Genomic DNA, 16108 nt, shown 5'->3' with positions numbered 1-16108 from the left:
AGCGGAGCGGCTCAACAGTCAATGTTCCACCCAGAGCACCACCACCGACACGTACGGCCGGCGCGTGGTCCACCATGAACACCCACCCCCAGGCAGAACCTGCGGGCAGACGTTGGTGAGCTCCTTAGAAAGGAGGTGATCCAGCCGCACCTTCCGGTACGGCTACCTTGTTACGACTTAGTCCCAATCGCCAGTCCCACCTTCGACCACTCCCCCCTTGCGGTTGGGCCATGGGCTTCGGGTGTTACCAACTTTCGTGACTTGACGGGCGGTGTGTACAAGGCCCGGGAACGTATTCACCGCAGCGTTGCTGATCTGCGATTACTAGCGACTCCGACTTCATGGGGTCGAGTTGCAGACCCCAATCCGAACTGAGACCGGCTTTTTGGGATTCGCTCCACCTTACGGTATCGCAGCCCTCTGTACCGGCCATTGTAGCATGCGTGAAGCCCAAGACATAAGGGGCATGATGATTTGACGTCATCCCCACCTTCCTCCGAGTTGACCCCGGCAGTCTCCCATGAGTCCCCGGCATAACCCGCTGGCAACATGGGACGAGGGTTGCGCTCGTTGCGGGACTTAACCCAACATCTCACGACACGAGCTGACGACAACCATGCACCACCTGTGCACCGACCTTGCGGGGCGACCATCTCTGGCCGTTTCCGGTGCATGTCAAGCCTTGGTAAGGTTCTTCGCGTTGCATCGAATTAATCCGCATGCTCCGCCGCTTGTGCGGGCCCCCGTCAATTCCTTTGAGTTTTAGCCTTGCGGCCGTACTCCCCAGGCGGGGCACTTAATGCGTTAGCTGCGGCACGGAAACCGTGGAATGGTCCCCACACCTAGTGCCCAACGTTTACGGCATGGACTACCAGGGTATCTAATCCTGTTCGCTCCCCATGCTTTCGCTCCTCAGCGTCAGTAACTGCCCAGAGACCTGCCTTCGCCATCGGTGTTCCTCCTGATATCTGCGCATTCCACCGCTACACCAGGAATTCCAGTCTCCCCTACAGCACTCTAGTCCGCCCGTACCCGATGCAAGCCCGAGGTTGAGCCTCGGGATTTCACACCAGACGTGACAGACCGCCTACGAGCTCTTTACGCCCAATAATTCCGGACAACGCTTGCGCCCTACGTATTACCGCGGCTGCTGGCACGTAGTTAGCCGGCGCTTCTTCTGCAGGTACCGTCACTTGCGCTTCTTCCCTGCTGAAAGAGGTTTACAACCCGAAGGCCGTCATCCCTCACGCGGCGTCGCTGCATCAGGCTTTCGCCCATTGTGCAATATTCCCCACTGCTGCCTCCCGTAGGAGTCTGGGCCGTGTCTCAGTCCCAGTGTGGCCGGTCGCCCTCTCAGGCCGGCTACCCGTCGACGCCTTGGTAGGCCATTACCCCACCAACAAGCTGATAGGCCGCGAGCCCATCCCCCACCGAAAAACTTTCCAACCCCACCCATGCAGGCAAGGCTCATATTCGGTATTAGACCCCGTTTCCAAGGCTTATCCCAAAGTGGAGGGCAGGTTGCTCACGTGTTACTCACCCGTTCGCCACTGATCCACCCCGAAGGGCTTCACCGTTCGACTTGCATGTGTTAAGCACGCCGCCAGCGTTCGTCCTGAGCCAGGATCAAACTCTCCGTAAAAGTATCCCGTAACCCCCCGAAGAGAGTTAACGACCATACGGTTCATCCAACACTGACAGAACCAAGCTGAACTGCTTGATTTGTCCAAAGGAATCCAAGCCATACACGCAAGACTGCGAGCCTGGCCAGGGTTATATTTGGCATTGACTATCAAACGCACTGTTGAGTTCTCAAACAACCGACGCACACCTGGGATTTGGAGAACTTTTCGTTTTCCGTCCCCCTCGGGGCGATGTCTCAAAACCTATCAGACGATTTCCGTCCCGCCTAATCCGTGATCCCGATGAATTCGGGTTCCGGAATCGACCGGGAAAGTCGTTCGGTAGGCCCCTCATTTTCCGTCAGCAGAGCGCAAGAAGCCCCTGCAGAACTTTCGGTGAGAGTTTCAACCCCGGCGCGGCCTCCCTGGGGAGTCCGTCTGCCTGTCGGGCTGACGTCGTTGAACACTACACGCCCTGGGAGGTGGCAACAACCGTGGTGGCGGTGACGGCGCCCACACCGGACGGTGGATAGATTCGGGGCGTGACCGCAGCCCCCGACGACGTCGTCGTCCGCCCTGCTCAGGCCTCCGAAGCTGCCGAGGTCGCGTGGCTCGCGGCGACCAGCTTCCCGCTTGCGTGCCCGCCTGGGACGCCCGTGGAGGAGATGGCGCGACACATCGCCGCTCACCTCGCGCCGGCCGACTTCCGCGGCTGGGTGCGCAGCCCCGAGCACACGCTGCTGGTCGCCGTGCGTGACGATCAGCTCGTCGGCTACGCGCTGCTGCACCTGGGGGTGCCCACCGGCGTGGAGGCGGCGAGCGTTCTGGCCAGAGTCACCGGGAGCGACGGGCCCGCGGTCCAGCTCTCCAAGCTCTACGCGCACCCGCTCGCGCGGGGGAGCGGCTCGTCGTCGGCGCTCATGAGCGGGGCCGTCGAGGCGGCGGCGCAGCTCGCGAGCGCGAACGGCTACCCGGACGGGCTGCCGCTGTGGCTCGGCACCAGCGCCCAGAACGTGCGGGCGCAGGCCTTCTACCGCAAGCACGGCTTCGACGTCGTCGGGACGCGGACGTACGACGTCGGCGGCCAGCTGCACGACGACGTCGTGATGCTGCACCGCCCCTGACCTCCCGGAGGCGCTTCAGCGCGACGAGAACGCGGCGTCGAAGGCGGCCGTGGGCGCCTCGAACGCGAGGCGGCGCACGAACTCGAGCGCCTCGGGGGCGCCGACGAGGCGGTCCATCCCCGCGTCCTCCCACTCGACCGAGATCGGGCCCTCGTAGCCGATGCGGTTGAGCATGCGGAAGGCGTCCTCCCACGGCACGTCGCCGTGCCCGGTCGAGATGAAGTCCCAGCCGCGCCGTGGGTCCGCCCAGGGCAGGTGCGAGGAGAGCCGCCCGTTGCGGCCGTTCGTCATCCGCTTCTTCGTGTCCTTGCAGTCGACGTGGTAGATCCGGTCGCGGAAGTCCCACAGGAACGACACCGGGTCCAGGTCCTGCCAGACCATGTGCGAGGGGTCCCAGTTGAGGCCGAACGCCTCCCTGTGCCCGATCGCCTCGAGCGTGCGGACCGTCGTCCAGTAGTCGTACGCGATCTCGCTCGGGTGCACCTCGTGGGCGAAGCGCACGCCGACCTCGTCGTAGACGTCGAGGATCGGGTTCCAGCGGTCGGCGAAGTCCTGGTACCCGGCCTCGACCATCGCCTCGGACGCCGGCGGGAACATCGCCACGTACTTCCAGATCAACGAGCCCGTGAAGCCGATGACGGTCTTCACCCCCAGCTTCGCCGCCAGGCGCGCGGTGTTCTTCAGCTCCTCCGCGGCGCGCTGCCGCACCCCCTCGGGGTCGCCGTCGCCCCACACCACGTCCGGCAGGATGTCGCGGTGCCGCTGGTCGATCGGGTCGTCGCAGACGGCCTGGCCCTTGAGGTGGTTGGAGATCGCCCAGACCTTGAGGCCGTGCTTCTCGAGCAGCTCGAGCCGGCCGTCGACGTAGGCGTCGTCGTCCCAGCGCCACGGGTCCAGGTGGTCGCCCCAGCAGGCGAGCTCGAGCCCGTCGTAGCCCCACGACGACGCGAGCCGTGCCACCTCCTCGAGCGGCAGGTCGGCCCACTGGCCGGTGAACAGGGTGATCGGGCGTGCCATGAGGTGTCCTTTCCGGGGGTTGCGACAGGCTCAACGGGCGACGGTGCTCAACCAGCGGTTGCTGCGGCGGGGAGGTCGACCCAGCAGCCCTGGTCGGCCGCGCTGCGCTCGACGGCATCGAGCACGCGCTGCACGGCGAGACCGTCGGCGAACGAGGGCTCCGGCTGCCGACCCGCGGCCAGGTCGCCGACCAGGTCGACGACCTGGTGCGTGAACGCATGCTCGTAGCCGAGGCCGTGCCCTGCCGGCCACCAGTGCCCGCCGTAGGGGTGGCCAGGCTCGGTGACGACGATCCGGCGGAAGCCCGCCGTGGCCGGGTCCTCGGACGCGTCGAAGTAGTGCAGGAGGTTCATGTCCTCGAAGTCGAACGCCAGCGAGCCGGCCGACCCGTTGACCTCGAGCCGGATGGCGTTCTTGCGGCCCCAGGCGAAGCGTGTCGCCTCGAACGAGGCGAGGCCGCCGCCGGAGAGCCGGCCCAGGAACACCGCAGCGTCGTCGACGGTGACAGGGCCGGTGCCCTCGCCCGCGGCACCGCCCAACGCGCTGGACGACGCCGGGTACGGGCGCTCGCGCACGAACGTCTCGAGCATCCCGTTGACGCCCACCAAGCGCTCGCCCGTGACGAACTGCGCCAGGTCGACGACGTGCGCCCCGATGTCACCGAGCGCGCCCGACCCGGCCTTCGCCTTGTCGAGCCGCCATGACAGGGGCACCTGCGGGTCGGCGATCCAGTCCTGCAGGTACTGCGCGCGCACGTGCCGCACCTGGCCGACGCGGCCCGCCTCGACGAGGCGGCGGGCGAGCTGGACCGCGGGGACACGGCGGTAGGTGAAGCCCACCATCGCCAGGACACCGCGCTCGGCGGCGGAGTCCGCCGCGGCCACCATGGCCTCGGCCTCCGTGACCGAGTTGGCCAGCGGCTTCTCGCACAGCACGTGCTTGCCGGCGTCGAGCGCCGCGATCGCGATCTCGGCGTGCGTGTCACCGGGCGTGCACACGTCGACGAGCCCGACGTCGTCGCGCTCGAGCAGGTCCCGCCAGCGGGTGGTCGCGGCGTCCCAGCCGAGCCGGGACGCCGCGGCTTCGACAGCCGCGGCGTCGCGGCCGGCGACGACACGCATCCGGGGCGCGAGCGGGAGGTCGAAGAACCTCGGGGCCGTGCGCCAGGCCTGCGAGTGCGCCGCCCCCATGAAGGCGTACCCGACCATCCCGACGCCCAGCTCGGGGCGCTCCTCCTGCGGGCCCATCAGGACTCGAAGCCGATCGACATGTAGTCGTCGACGTTGTCGGCCGTCACCACCGGGGCGAAGAGCCGGACGGTGCGCGGCACGCCGAGCGACGCCAGGTCGCCCATCGTCTTGTTCTGCGCGACGAGGCGTGCCAGCTTGACGCCGTCGGCCCCCTGCGTGGACGGGTAGATGACGGTGGCCTCCAGGACGCTGTCGCCGTCCTTGATGTGGCGCATGACGTTGGCCGAGCCGGCGCCGCCGACCATGAAGAACTCGTCGCGGCCGGCGTTCTCGATCGCCTGGAGCACGCCGACGCCCTGGTCGTCGTCGTGGTTCCAGATGGCGTCGATCTTCGGCTGGGCCTGGAGCAGGTTGGTCGCCGCGGCCTCGCCGCCCTGGACGGTGAAGTCCGCCGCGACGCGCGCGTCGACCTTCTGGCCGCAGTCGGCGAGGGCGTCCTTGAAGCCCTTGCTGCGGTCCTGCGTCAGCGGGAGCGAGTCGATGCCGGCGATCTCGGCGATCACGGCGTCGGGCTTGTCGCCCAGCTTGTCGCAGATGTAGGTGCCGGCAGAGACGCCCATGCCGTAGTTGTCGCCGAGGACCGTGGCGCGGGCGGCGAACGGGCTGGAGAACTCGCGGTCGACGTTGATGACGGGGATGCCGGCGTCCATGGCGCGTGTGGCGACGTCGGTCAGCGCGGCGCCGTCGAACGGGAGCAGCACGATCGCGTCGACCTTGTCGTTGATGAAGCCCTCGATCTGAGAGATCTGCAGGTTGACGTCGTTGGTGCCCTCGGCCACGCGGAGGGTGACGTCGGAGTACTTGCCGGCCTCCTCCTTCGCGGCGGAGGTGATGGCGGACATCCAGCCGTGGTCGGCGGCGGGCGCGGAGAAGCCGATGACGACCTTGTCGCCCGGCTCGTCGTTCTGGGTGCCGCCGGCGGCGACCCCGCCGGCGGACGTGGCCTCGTCGGACTGCTGGGGCTGGTTGCTGGTGCAGGCGACCAGGAGGACGGCCGTGGCGGCTGCCAGGGTGCCGGCCACGAGGCGCCGGCGCTGCGTGCGAGCGGACATGAGATCTCCTTCGATCGTTGCGCGAGGCAGGGTCGGACCGGGTCAGCCGCCTGCCGAGCCCTCGCGGGCGGCGAAGCGCTGTTGCAGCAGCACGGCGGCGACGATGATCGCGCCCTTGGCGACGGCCTGGACCGAGCTGTCGAGGTTGTTGATGATGAACACGTTGGTCAGCGTCGTGAAGATGAGGACGCCCAGGACGGTGCCGACGATCGTGCCGCGGCCGCCGGCCAGCAAGGTCCCACCCACGACGACGGCGGCGATCGCGTCGAGCTCGTAGAGCGTGCCGTTGGTGGACGAGCCCGCCCCGGTGCGGGCGAGCATCATGACGGCACCGATGCCGGAGGCGAGCCCGGTCAGCGCGTAGAGGTACATGGTGTGCCGCCTGACCTTGATGCCGGCCAGCCGCGCGGCCTCGGCGTTGCCGCCGACGGCGACGGTCCGGCGGCCGAACGTCGTGCGTGCCAGGAGGAACCAGCCCGCCACCGCGACGGCGGCAAAGATCCAAACGATCTTCGGCAGGCCGAGCACGTTGCCGCGGAAGGCGGCCTCGAACGAGGGCACGTCGACCAGCTGGGTGCGGCGGTTGGCGATGAGCTCCGCCAGGCCGCGTGCGGCGACCAGCATGGCGAGCGTCGCGATGAAGGGCACGACCCGTCCGTAGGCGACCAGGACCCCGTTGACCAGCCCGGCCCCGAGGCCGACCAGCAGCGCGCAGCCGACCATGACGAACCAGCCCGTCTCGCGGGCCATCGCCTGGGTCGCCTGGGTGGAGGCCCACACCGACGCGAGCCCGAGCACCGACCCGACCGACAGGTCGATCCCGCCGCCGGTGATGACGAACGTCATGCCGATGCTCAGGACGCCGATGATCGCCGCCAGGCCCAGCACGACGACGAGGTTCTGCACGGACGCGAAGCGCTCGCCCGCCGTCGCCCAGCCGACCACGCACAGCAGCAGGAGGGCCAGGACGAGCCCGCCGTTGCGCGCGCCACCGGACGCGAGCAGCCGCCGCGCCGTGCTCTGCCTCGAGACGTCCACGGCGACGTCCACCTGGTCGGTCACGCGGCACTTCCTTCCATGACGAGGTCGAGCACGCGGTGCTCGTCGATATCGGTGGCCTCGGAGGCGTGCACCACGCGGCCGTCGGCGACGACGAGCACGCGGTCGGCCAGGCCGAGCACCTCGGGGATCTCGCTCGAGACCACGACGACGGCGGTCCCGGCGTCGGCGAGGCGGCGGACGAGGGCGTAGATCTCGGCCCGCGCGCCGACGTCGACGCCACGCGTGGGCTCGTCGAGCAGCAGGACCGTGCACCCGTGCACGAGCCAGCGGGCGAGCAGGGCCTTCTGCTGGTTGCCGCCGGACAGGGTGCGCGCCTCGCGGCCGATCTGCGGGGGCCGGAGGTCGAGCGCGTCGACCTGCTCGCGCGCGGCGCGCCGCTCTGCGCGCTCGTCGAGCACGCCCGCGCGCGCGAACCGGCCGAACGTCGAGAGGGTGATGTTGCGGTACACCGGCTCGCCGAGCAGCAGGCCCTGGCTCTTGCGCTCCTCCGGGCACAGGCCGATGCCGGCCGCGACCGCGGCGTCGACGCCGCCGGGGCGGACTCGTCTCCCACCGACCGTGACGGTCCCCGCCGTGGCCCGGCGCGCCCCGTAGACCGTCTCCAGGATCTCGGAGCGGCCTGAGCCGACGAGGCCCGCCAGGCCGACGATCTCCCCCGCCCGCGCCTGCATGCTCACGTCCTCGAACGTCCGGCCCAGCGAGAGCCCCTCGACGTCGAGCACGACCGGGGCGTCGTCGCGCACGCCGGGGCGGGCGGGGAACGCGTACTCGACCGAGCGGCCCGTCATGAGCCGGATCAGCTCGCGCGTCGGGGTCGTTGCGGCCGGGAGGTTGCGCGCGACCGTGCGGCCGTCCTTGAGGACGGTGATGCGGTCGCCGATCCGGCGGATCTCCTCCAGCCGGTGCGAGATGTAGACGACGGCCACACCCTGCGCAGTGAGCTCGCGCACGATGCGGAAGAGGTTCTCGACCCCCTCGGAGTCGAGCACGGCCGACGGCTCGTCCATGACGATGACGCGCGCGTCGTGCGAGAGGGCGCGGGCCATCGAGACGACCTGCTTGCCCGCCGCGGACAGGTGCGACACCTCGCGGTGCGGCGGGAGGTCGGGGTGCCCGAGGCGCGCGAGCAGCTCGCGCGTGCGCCGCGCCGCCTCACGGCGCCGGGTGAAGCCCGCGCCGTCGAGCTCGTGGCCGAGCCACACGTTCTCGGCGACCGTCAGGCCGTCCACGACGTCGAGCTCCTGGTAGATGGTCGCGATGCCGAGCCGCAGGCCCGCGACCGGGTGCGGGATCGTGACGACCTCGCCGTCGAGGGTGATCTCGCCCTCGGTCGGCTGGTGGGCCCCGGACAGGATCTTGATCAGGGTGGACTTGCCCGCGCCGTTCTGGCCGAGCAGGCAGTGCACCTCGCCCGGCGCGACGTCGAGGTCGACGCCGTCGAGGGCGCGGGCACCCGGGAAGACCTTGACGATGCTGCGCATCGCCAGCAGCGGGGTGTGACCGCCGTCACTCACCATGTGCTCGAAACTAGGGCCACTTCTGACACCTGTCAATCAAAAGCCTGTCGCTCCCCGACCGTGGTTGACTATCTCCATGGTGGAAGTGGCCAAGGTCCGCACACCCGGGAGCGGTGCCCTGTTCCAGCTGCTGCGCGACGGACGGCCCCGGACCCGCGCGGACCTCGCGGCCGAGACAGGGCAGGCGCGCTCCACCATCGCCGGCCGGATCGACGCCCTCATCGCCTCGGGGCTCGTGGCACCCGCGGGCGAGGCCTCGTCGACCGGCGGCCGCCCGCCGACGACGTTCGCCTTCGACCCCGCGTTCCGCGTGGTGCTCGGCGTCGACCTGGGTGCCACCCACGCGCGGCTCGCCGTGACGGATCTGTCCTCGCGGGTGCTCGCCACGCTCGGCGCACCGCTCTCGATCGCCGACGGACCGCACGCCGTGCTCGACTGGGTCGTCGAGGCGGGGCTCAAGCTCCTTCACGACGCCGGACGCGAGCCGGCCGAGCTCGTCGGCGTCGGCGTGGGCCTGCCCGGCCCGGTCGAGCACCGCACCGGCCACCCCAACAACCCGCCGATCATGCCCGGGTGGGACGACGCCGACGTCCCCGGTCTGCTCGGCAGCAGGTTCAGCGCGCCCGTGCTGGTCGACAACGACGTCAACATCATGGCGCTCGGCGAGCACCGCGCCGCGTGGCCCGACGTCCGCGACCTGCTGTTCGTCAAGGTCGGCACCGGCATCGGCGCCGGCATCATCGCCGACGGCCTGCTCATGCGCGGCGCGCAGGGCGCCGCCGGCGACCTCGGGCACGTCGCCCTGCCCGGGGCAGAGGACGTGCCGTGCCGGTGCGGCAACCTCGGCTGCCTCGAGGCCGTGGCCAGCGCCCAGGCCGTCGCCGACCACCTGCGGGCGGCGGGTGCCCGGACCCGCCACGGCGCCGACGTCGTCGAGCTGGTCCGCGCGGGGGACGTCTCGGCCGCGCAGGCCGTCCGGCAGGCCGGCCGGGACATCGGCGCCGTGCTCGCCGCCTGCGTGAGCCTGCTCAACCCGTCCACGATCGTGATCGGCGGGGTCCTCGCCGAGGCCGGCGAGCATCTCGTCGCGGGGATCCGCGAGGTGGTCTACCGGCGCTCGCTGCCGCTCGCGACGCAGTACCTGCGCATCGTCACGGCGCGCACGGGCGCGGAGGCGGCCGTGCTCGGCGCTAGTGCGATGGCGATCGACGACGTCCTGTCGCCCGCGGCGGTCGAGGCGCGGCTCGGGGCGTGACAGCCGCGGCGTGACCCCCGGGGCGGTGACACCGGGCCGGTAGCGTGCGCCGCATGGTTGCCACGACCCGACCGTTCACCGGGCTGATCGCGTACCCGATCACGCCCTTGCGCGAGGACGGCGCGCCCGACGTCGACGGCGTCGCCACGCTGGTCGACCGCGCCGCCACCGCCGGGGCCGACGCCGTCGTCGTGCTCGCGACCTCCGGCGCCGGCGTCTCGTTCGACCCGCCCGAGCGGCGCGACGTCGTCAGGGCGGCGGTGGACGCGGCCGCCGGGCGGGTGCCCGTACACGCGGGCATCGCGGGGGCGTCGGCCCACGGCGTCGAGCGGAACGCGGCCGAGGCGGCTGCGACCGGGGCGGACGGGCTCGTGCTCGCCCCGTTCGCGTACGTGCCGCTCGGCGACGCGCAGGTGCGCGCGCTGTTCGCCCGCGCGCACGACGCCGCCCCGGGCCTGCCGCTCTGCTTCTACAACAAGCCGGTCCAGCTCGGGTTCGACGTGACGGCCACGACCCTCGCGTGGCTGTGCGAGCACACCGGCGTCGTCGCCGTGAAGGACCCTGCCGCGCTCCCCGTGCGGCCGCACCCGCGGGTCGCGGAGCTCCGAGCGACCGGCGGCTGCGCCGTCGGGCTGAGCGGGGACGTCGCGCTGCTCACCGACGCACCCGCGGCGGACGCGTGGCACAGCGGCATCGCCGCGCTCGCGCCGGCCGAGTACGCGGCCGTGCGACGGGCGCGCGACGGGCGAGGAGGCCGACGCCCAGCGCGGGTGGCTGCTCGACCTCGCGAAGGCGATCGCGGGTATGCCGCCGATCGCGGCGCTGCACGCGCTCGCGGGGCTCCTCGGCATCCCGACCGCTCCGCCGCGCGACGCGCTCGTCCCGGTGTCGGAGGACGACGCCGCGACGCTGGCCGGGATCGTCGCGCGTCGGCCCTGACCTCAACCGTCGGCGAGCTCGTCGACGACGGCACGCAGGTCGGCCGCGAGCGCCGGCAGCTCCGCGGCCACCTGGTGGTCCGCGCGCAGCGTCACGACGAGGCGGCCCGCGTAGGACAGCGCGGTGAAGTACAACGGCACGTTCCCCACGCCGGGAGCGACCGGCACGACGCCCGCGACCGGGACCCCGGCCAGCGCGAGCGGCTCGGCGGGCCCGCGCAGGTTGCTGACCACCGTGTTGATGACCCGCTGGCGCTCGAGGACGTGCCGGTAGATGCCGAGCCGGCCGAAGAGCTCGAAGACCCCGCCCAGCAGGGGTGCCGACTCCCCCGTCGCGAACCGGCGACGGCGGCGCGAGCGGGCGGCGGTGCGACGCAGTCGCTCGACCGAGGACAGCGCGGGATCGACCGGCACCGGCACGCGAAGCACGCCGGTGCGCACCCGGCGGTCCGTGTCACCGGGACGGGCGCGGGAGACGGGCACGCTGCACACGAGCCGGTCGGCCGGCCGGCCACGGCGGGCCAGCAGTCGCCCCATGGCACCGGTGCCCGCGACGAGCAGGACGTCGTTGACGGTCGCGCCGGAGCGGCGGGCGACGGCGCGCACCTGTGCCAGGTCGAGATCGACGATCGTAAGGCGGAAGCCGGGACTGATCGGGACGGCGAGCGCCGTGCGGGGTGCGGCGCGACCGAAGCCGGCCGCCACCTCGGCGGCGCCCAGCACGACGGTCCGCGCCGCTTGGATGACCCCGCGGACCGGCCCTGCGGGCGCGGGCGCGGCCGACGGCTCCGGTGGGTCCGTCATCCCGAGCAGGGCCGACGCCGTCGCGAGCGCGCCCGTCCCGTCGGTCAGCACATGGTGCAGGGTCAGCACGACGGCGTCAGGGCCAGTGGGCGTGACCAGGCGCGTCACCCGCCACGGTGGGGCGGCCGCGAGGTCCCACGGCTCGCGCATGATGCGCTCCGTGGCGGCGAGCACGTCGTCCTCGGCACCGGAGCCGAGCTCGACGGTGCGGACGTGGGCGGCGACGTCGACGGCGACCGGGTCCCACTGGGGTGGCCCGTCGGACGGGCGCAGCACGCGGCACGCCCAGCGTGGCGCGCCCGGCAGCCGGTCCTCGAGGATCGCGGCGAGCAGTTCTTCGGACGGCGCGGGTCCGGCGAGGCGCAGCGTCACCCCGATCGTGCGCGGGTCGGGGCCGACGTCGAACGCGAGCTCGCCGCGCTCCGTCGCCGTCAGGAGGCGGGCGTCACGACTCGCCGCCCGCCGGGTCATCGCCACCCTCGCCGACGCCCGCGAGGGCAGCCGGGCCGCCCTGAAGCAGCAGGGTGAACCCGGCCTCGTCGAGGATCGGCAGGCCTAGCGCCTCCGCCTTGGCGGCCTTCGAACCCGCGTTCTCGCCGACCACGACGAAGTCGGTCTTCTTCGAGACCGAGCCGGCCGACTTGCCGCCCGCGGCGAGGACGGCCTCTTGGGCGCCTTCGCGCGTGTAGCCCTCGAGCGATCCGGTGACCACGACCGTGAGCCCCGCGAGCGGACCGGCCGGCCCCGAAGCCGCGGCGGACTGCGCCGCCATCGCTTCGGGGCCGGGGTGGCCCGGCGTCGCGAAGCGGACACCTGCGCGGGTCCACGCTTCGACGATCTCGACGTGCCAGTCCTCCTCGAACCAGGCCTTGAGCTCCGCCCCGATGACGGGGCCGACGCCCTCGACGGCGGCCAGGTCCGCGAGCGAGGCCGCCCGGATCGCGTCGAGCGAGCCGAACCAGTCCGCGAGCGCCCGCGCCGCCACGGGGCCGACGTGGCGGATGTTGAGCGACACGAGCTGGCGCCAGAGGTCCTTGGTCTTGGCTTGCTCGAGCTCGCGCAGCAGCGTGGTGGCCTGGGTGGACGGCTCGACCTTGACGTGGTCCTTGCGGACGCCCGCCTTGCGACGCTCGGCCGGGTCCATGTCCTCGGTGCCCGGCGGGTACACCCTCGAGACCTTCTGGAACGGCGCTCTCCGGCGGGCCACGCCGTCGTCGTCGACCTTGGGGAGGCCTGTCTCGGCGTCGCGGACGACGACCTCGATGGGGAGGAGCTGCTCGAGCGTGAGGTCGAACAGACCGGCCTCGGTGTGGAGCGGCGGCTCGGCGGGGACGTCGGGCTGGGTGAGCGCGGCCGCCGTGACCTCGCCCAGCGCCTCGACGTCGAGCCCGCCGCGCGAGCCGATGTGCTCGACGCGGCCGCGCACCTGCGCGGGGCACGACTGCGCGTTGGGGCACCGCAGGTCGACGTCGCCCTCCTTCATGGGGCGCAGCGGCGTGCCGCACTCGGGGCACTCGGCGGGCATGACGAAGTCCTCGCGCGGGTACCCGTCATCGGCGAGCGCGGAGACCGGGCCCACGATCTCGGGGATGACGTCGCCTGCCTTGCGCAGCACCACGACGTCGCCGATGCGCACACCCTTGGCTCGCACCACGTCCTTGTTGTGGAGCGTCGCCTGCCGCACGGTCGAGCCTGCGACCTTGACCGGTTCCATGACCGCGAAGGGGGTGGCGCGGCCGGTGCGGCCGACCGCGACCTGGATCGCGACGAGGCGGGTGTTCACCTCCTCGGGCGGGTACTTGTAGGCGATCGCCCAGCGCGGCGCGCGGCTGGTGGCCCCGAGGCGCACCTGGTCGGTGAGCGCGTCGACCTTGACGACGATGCCGTCGAGCTCGTGCTCGATGTCGTGCCGGTGCCGGCCGAAGTGCTCGATCATCTCGGCGACGTCGTCGATGCCGGCCACGACCCGGTTGTGCGGCGAGACGGGGATGCCCCACTGCGCGAACAGCGCGTACGCGTCGGACTGGCGGTCCAGCCGGGTGTGCTCCCCCGCCGTCCACTGCAGCGCGCCGATGCCGTGCGCGTACATGCGCAGGTTGCGTGACGCCGTCACCCCCGGGTCCTTCTGGCGCAGCGATCCGGCGGCGGTGTTGCGGGGGTTCGCGTAGGGCGCGAGCCCCTTGGCGACCAGGTCCTCGTTGAGGCGCTCGAAGTCGGCGACGGCCAGGAACACCTCGCCGCGGATCTCGATGAGGTCGGGGTGGGTGGCCGGGTCGCCACCGAGGGTGCGCGGGATGGTCGTGATGGTGAGCACGTTGGCCGTGACGTCCTCGCCCGTCCGGCCGTCGCCCCGCGTCGCGCCCCGCACCAGACGGCCCTTCTCGTAGAGCAGGGCGATGGCGAGCCCGTCGATCTTGACCTCGGAGAGATAGCCGACGTCCTGCGCGCCCAGGTCGCGCGCGACGCGCGCGTCCCACGCGCGCAGCTCCTCGACCGAGAAGACGTTGTCGAGCGACAGCATGCGTTCGACGTGCTCGACCGTGGCGAACCCCGTCGCGGCGGCGCCGCCCACGCGCTGGGTGGGCGACTCGGGGGTCTGCAGGGCCGGGTGCGCCGCCTCGAGCGCCTGCAGCTCGTGCATGCGGGCGTCGTACTCGGCGTCGGACACCAGCGGGGCGTCCTGCTCGTAGTAGGCGCGCTGGTCGGCCTCGACCAGGTTCCGCAGCTCGGTCCAGCGGCGCTGCGCCGCTTGTTCGTCGAGCTCGGCAGCAGCCAGTTCCGTCGTCGTCTCGCTCACGGGACCATCCTCGCCGACGCCTCCGACACCGGCGCCCCGGAGCGGTCCGCCATCCGGATCACCCCGTCTCCCCCTGGTGGGGTCGAGGTGTGTCCCGGTACGGTTTGTCGCGATTGCCATATTTCGACCAAAGCGAGGAACCCCGTGAAGATTGCCGTCGTCGGTGCCGGTTTTGCCGGCCTGGCCAGCGCAAAGGTCCTGCGCGAATTCGATCACGACGTCACCGTCTTTGAGAAGGCCCCCGACGTCGGCGGCGTGTGGAGCGCGACCCGGCGCTACACGGGCCTGCGGACGCAGAACAACAAGGCCTCGTACGCCTTCTCCGACCTGCCGATGCCGCGCGACTACCCGGAGTGGCCTCAGGGCGAGCAGGTCCAGACGTACCTCGAGTCCTACGTCGCGAAGCACGGCCTCGGCCCGAGCCTGCGGCTGTCCACCGAGGTGGTGCGCGCCGAGCCGACCGCCACCGAGGACGGCTGGATGGTCACGGCACGGACCGCCGGCTCCGCCGTGTCGGCGCCCGAGCGGTTCGACCACCTCGTGGTCGCCAACGGGATCTTCTCCGACCCCGTCCTGCCGCAGTTCGAGGGGTTCGCCTCGCTCGTGCGGGCCGGGGGGAAGCTGGTCGCCTCGAGCCAGCTCACCTCGCTCGACGACGCGCGCGACAAGCACGTCGTCGTCGTCGGCTACGGCAAGTCGGCCTGCGACGTCGCGGCCGAGATCGGCACCGTCGCCACGAGCACGACGGTCGTGGCGCGTCACCTGCTGTGGAAGATGCCCAAGCACGTCGGCCGCGTCGTCAACATGAAGTACCTGCTCCTGTCCCGCCTGGGCGAGGCGCTCTTCCGGTACCAGACGCTGACCACGCCCGGCGAGCGGTTCCTGCACGGCCGCGGCAACGGGGTGCGCAAGTCCCTCGTCACGAGCCTGGGCAAGGTCACGACCGCGCAGCTCGGCCTCAAGAAGCTCGGCCTCGTCCCGCACGGCGAGTTCGAGGACATCGCGCGCAGCACCGTCTCGCTCGCGACCGAAGGCTTCTTCGAGCAGGTGGCGGCCGGCACGATCAAGGTGCACCGCGACTCCGAGATCGTGCGCTTCCTCGACGAGGACGGCGAACCGTTCGCGGAGCTCAGCGACGGCTCCCGGGTGCGCGCCGACCTGGTCGTGTGCGGCACGGGCTTCCACCAGCGCGTCCCGTTCCTGGACGACGACGTCACCGCACGGCTGCTCGACGACCGCGGCAACTTCCAGCTCTACCGGCAGATCCTGCCCCACGACGTGCCGAACCTGACGTTCTGCGGGTACAACTCGTCGTTCTTCAGCCCGCTCTCGGCCGAGGCCGCCGCCATCTGGATCGCCGCCCACCTGGCGGGCGGCGTCGACCTCCCCTCCGTGGAGGCCCGGCGCGAGCAGGTCGCGGACCGCCTGGACTGGATGGAGAAGCGCACGGAGGGCAAGCACGCCCGCGGCACCAACGTCATCCCGTTCTCGATGCACAACATCGACGAGACGCTCGACGACCTGAAGGTCAACGTGAGCAGCGGGACCAAGCTGCGCCAGTGGCTGCTACCCATCAACCCGGCCGTCTACCAGGGCACCACCGACCGCCTCAAGGAACGTCTGCGCGCCTGAACGGAGCGGCCCGCGAGACCGCGCGCCGGTCTCGCGGG

11 protein-coding genes, 1 rRNA gene and 1 pseudogene are annotated in these 16108 nt (G+C 71.3%); 5 read left to right on the top strand and 8 right to left on the bottom strand.

The genetic code is table 11. The features are described 5' to 3' along the window. Positions 1-128: 128 nt before the first annotated feature. Positions 129-1642: ribosomal RNA gene (locus ACO4JP_RS05985) — 16S ribosomal RNA — on the bottom strand. Between the two features lie 522 nt (positions 1643-2164). On the opposite strand from ACO4JP_RS05985, the gene ACO4JP_RS05980 reads away from it, so the two are divergent. Beyond that, the gene (locus ACO4JP_RS05980; RefSeq protein ID WP_425956469.1) at positions 2165-2746 is read left to right on the top strand and encodes a GNAT family N-acetyltransferase; all 582 of its coding nucleotides are present in this window, start codon (positions 2165-2167) and stop codon (positions 2744-2746) included. Positions 2747-2761: 15 nt separating this feature from the next. On the opposite strand, the gene ACO4JP_RS05975 is transcribed toward ACO4JP_RS05980, so the two are convergent. The 5 genes from ACO4JP_RS05975 to ACO4JP_RS05955 are packed head-to-tail and all read right to left on the bottom strand — an operon-like array spanning position 2762 to position 8644. Beyond that, complete coding sequence (locus ACO4JP_RS05975; protein WP_425956468.1) at positions 2762-3763, bottom strand: sugar phosphate isomerase/epimerase family protein; 1002 nt, start codon at positions 3761-3763, stop codon at positions 2762-2764. Between the two features lie 47 nt (positions 3764-3810). After that, positions 3811-5010 carry a Gfo/Idh/MocA family protein gene (locus ACO4JP_RS05970; protein WP_425956467.1) on the bottom strand — a complete coding sequence of 400 codons (1200 nt, stop codon included), beginning with the start codon at positions 5008-5010 and terminating at the stop codon, positions 3811-3813. Continuing rightward, positions 5010-6065 carry a substrate-binding domain-containing protein gene (locus ACO4JP_RS05965; protein WP_425956466.1) on the bottom strand — a complete coding sequence of 352 codons (1056 nt, stop codon included), beginning with the start codon at positions 6063-6065 and terminating at the stop codon, positions 5010-5012. The genes ACO4JP_RS05970 and ACO4JP_RS05965 overlap by 1 nt, the downstream gene beginning before the upstream one ends. Before the next feature lie 42 nt (positions 6066-6107). Further along, positions 6108-7127 carry an ABC transporter permease gene (locus ACO4JP_RS05960; RefSeq protein ID WP_425956465.1) on the bottom strand — a complete coding sequence of 340 codons (1020 nt, stop codon included), beginning with the start codon at positions 7125-7127 and terminating at the stop codon, positions 6108-6110. After that, entirely contained in the window at positions 7124-8644 is a 1521-nt protein-coding gene (locus ACO4JP_RS05955; protein WP_425956464.1) for a sugar ABC transporter ATP-binding protein, read from the bottom strand. The genes ACO4JP_RS05960 and ACO4JP_RS05955 overlap by 4 nt, the downstream gene beginning before the upstream one ends. 76 nt (positions 8645-8720) lie before the next feature. On the opposite strand from ACO4JP_RS05955, the gene ACO4JP_RS05950 reads away from it, so the two are divergent. The 3 genes and pseudogenes from ACO4JP_RS05950 to ACO4JP_RS05940 all read left to right on the top strand — a co-directional run bounded on the left by ACO4JP_RS05950 (position 8721) and on the right by ACO4JP_RS05940 (position 10838). Next, complete coding sequence (locus tag ACO4JP_RS05950) at positions 8721-9899, top strand: ROK family protein (protein ID WP_425956463.1); 1179 nt, start codon at positions 8721-8723, stop codon at positions 9897-9899. A gap of 53 nt (positions 9900-9952) precedes the next feature. Then, positions 9953-10450: pseudogene (locus ACO4JP_RS05945) on the top strand (dihydrodipicolinate synthase family protein); the annotation flags it as partial. A gap of 253 nt (positions 10451-10703) precedes the next feature. Next, on the top strand, positions 10704-10838 hold the full coding sequence (locus ACO4JP_RS05940; protein WP_425956462.1) for a hypothetical protein: 135 nt from the start codon (positions 10704-10706) through the stop codon (positions 10836-10838). A 2-nt stretch (positions 10839-10840) separates the two neighbouring features. Here the strand turns inward: ACO4JP_RS05940 and ACO4JP_RS05935 are convergent, their stop codons facing one another. Then, a complete protein-coding gene (locus ACO4JP_RS05935; protein WP_425956461.1) occupies positions 10841-12112 on the bottom strand; it encodes a WS/DGAT domain-containing protein in 1272 nt (423 codons plus the stop codon). Then, a complete protein-coding gene (gene ligA / locus ACO4JP_RS05930; protein WP_425956460.1) occupies positions 12087-14438 on the bottom strand; it encodes an NAD-dependent DNA ligase LigA in 2352 nt (783 codons plus the stop codon). The genes ACO4JP_RS05935 and ligA overlap by 26 nt, the downstream gene beginning before the upstream one ends. A gap of 144 nt (positions 14439-14582) precedes the next feature. Here ligA and ACO4JP_RS05925 point away from each other — a divergent pair, with 144 nt between their 5' ends. Further along, a complete protein-coding gene (locus ACO4JP_RS05925) occupies positions 14583-16070 on the top strand; it encodes a flavin-containing monooxygenase (RefSeq protein WP_425956459.1) in 1488 nt (495 codons plus the stop codon). The last annotated feature ends 38 nt before the right edge of the window (positions 16071-16108 follow it).

Source organism: Xylanimonas sp. McL0601, from assembly GCF_049852175.1.
GTDB lineage: Bacteria > Actinomycetota > Actinomycetes > Actinomycetales > Cellulomonadaceae > Xylanimonas.
This window is presented reverse-complemented; position numbering and strand designations above follow the sequence as displayed.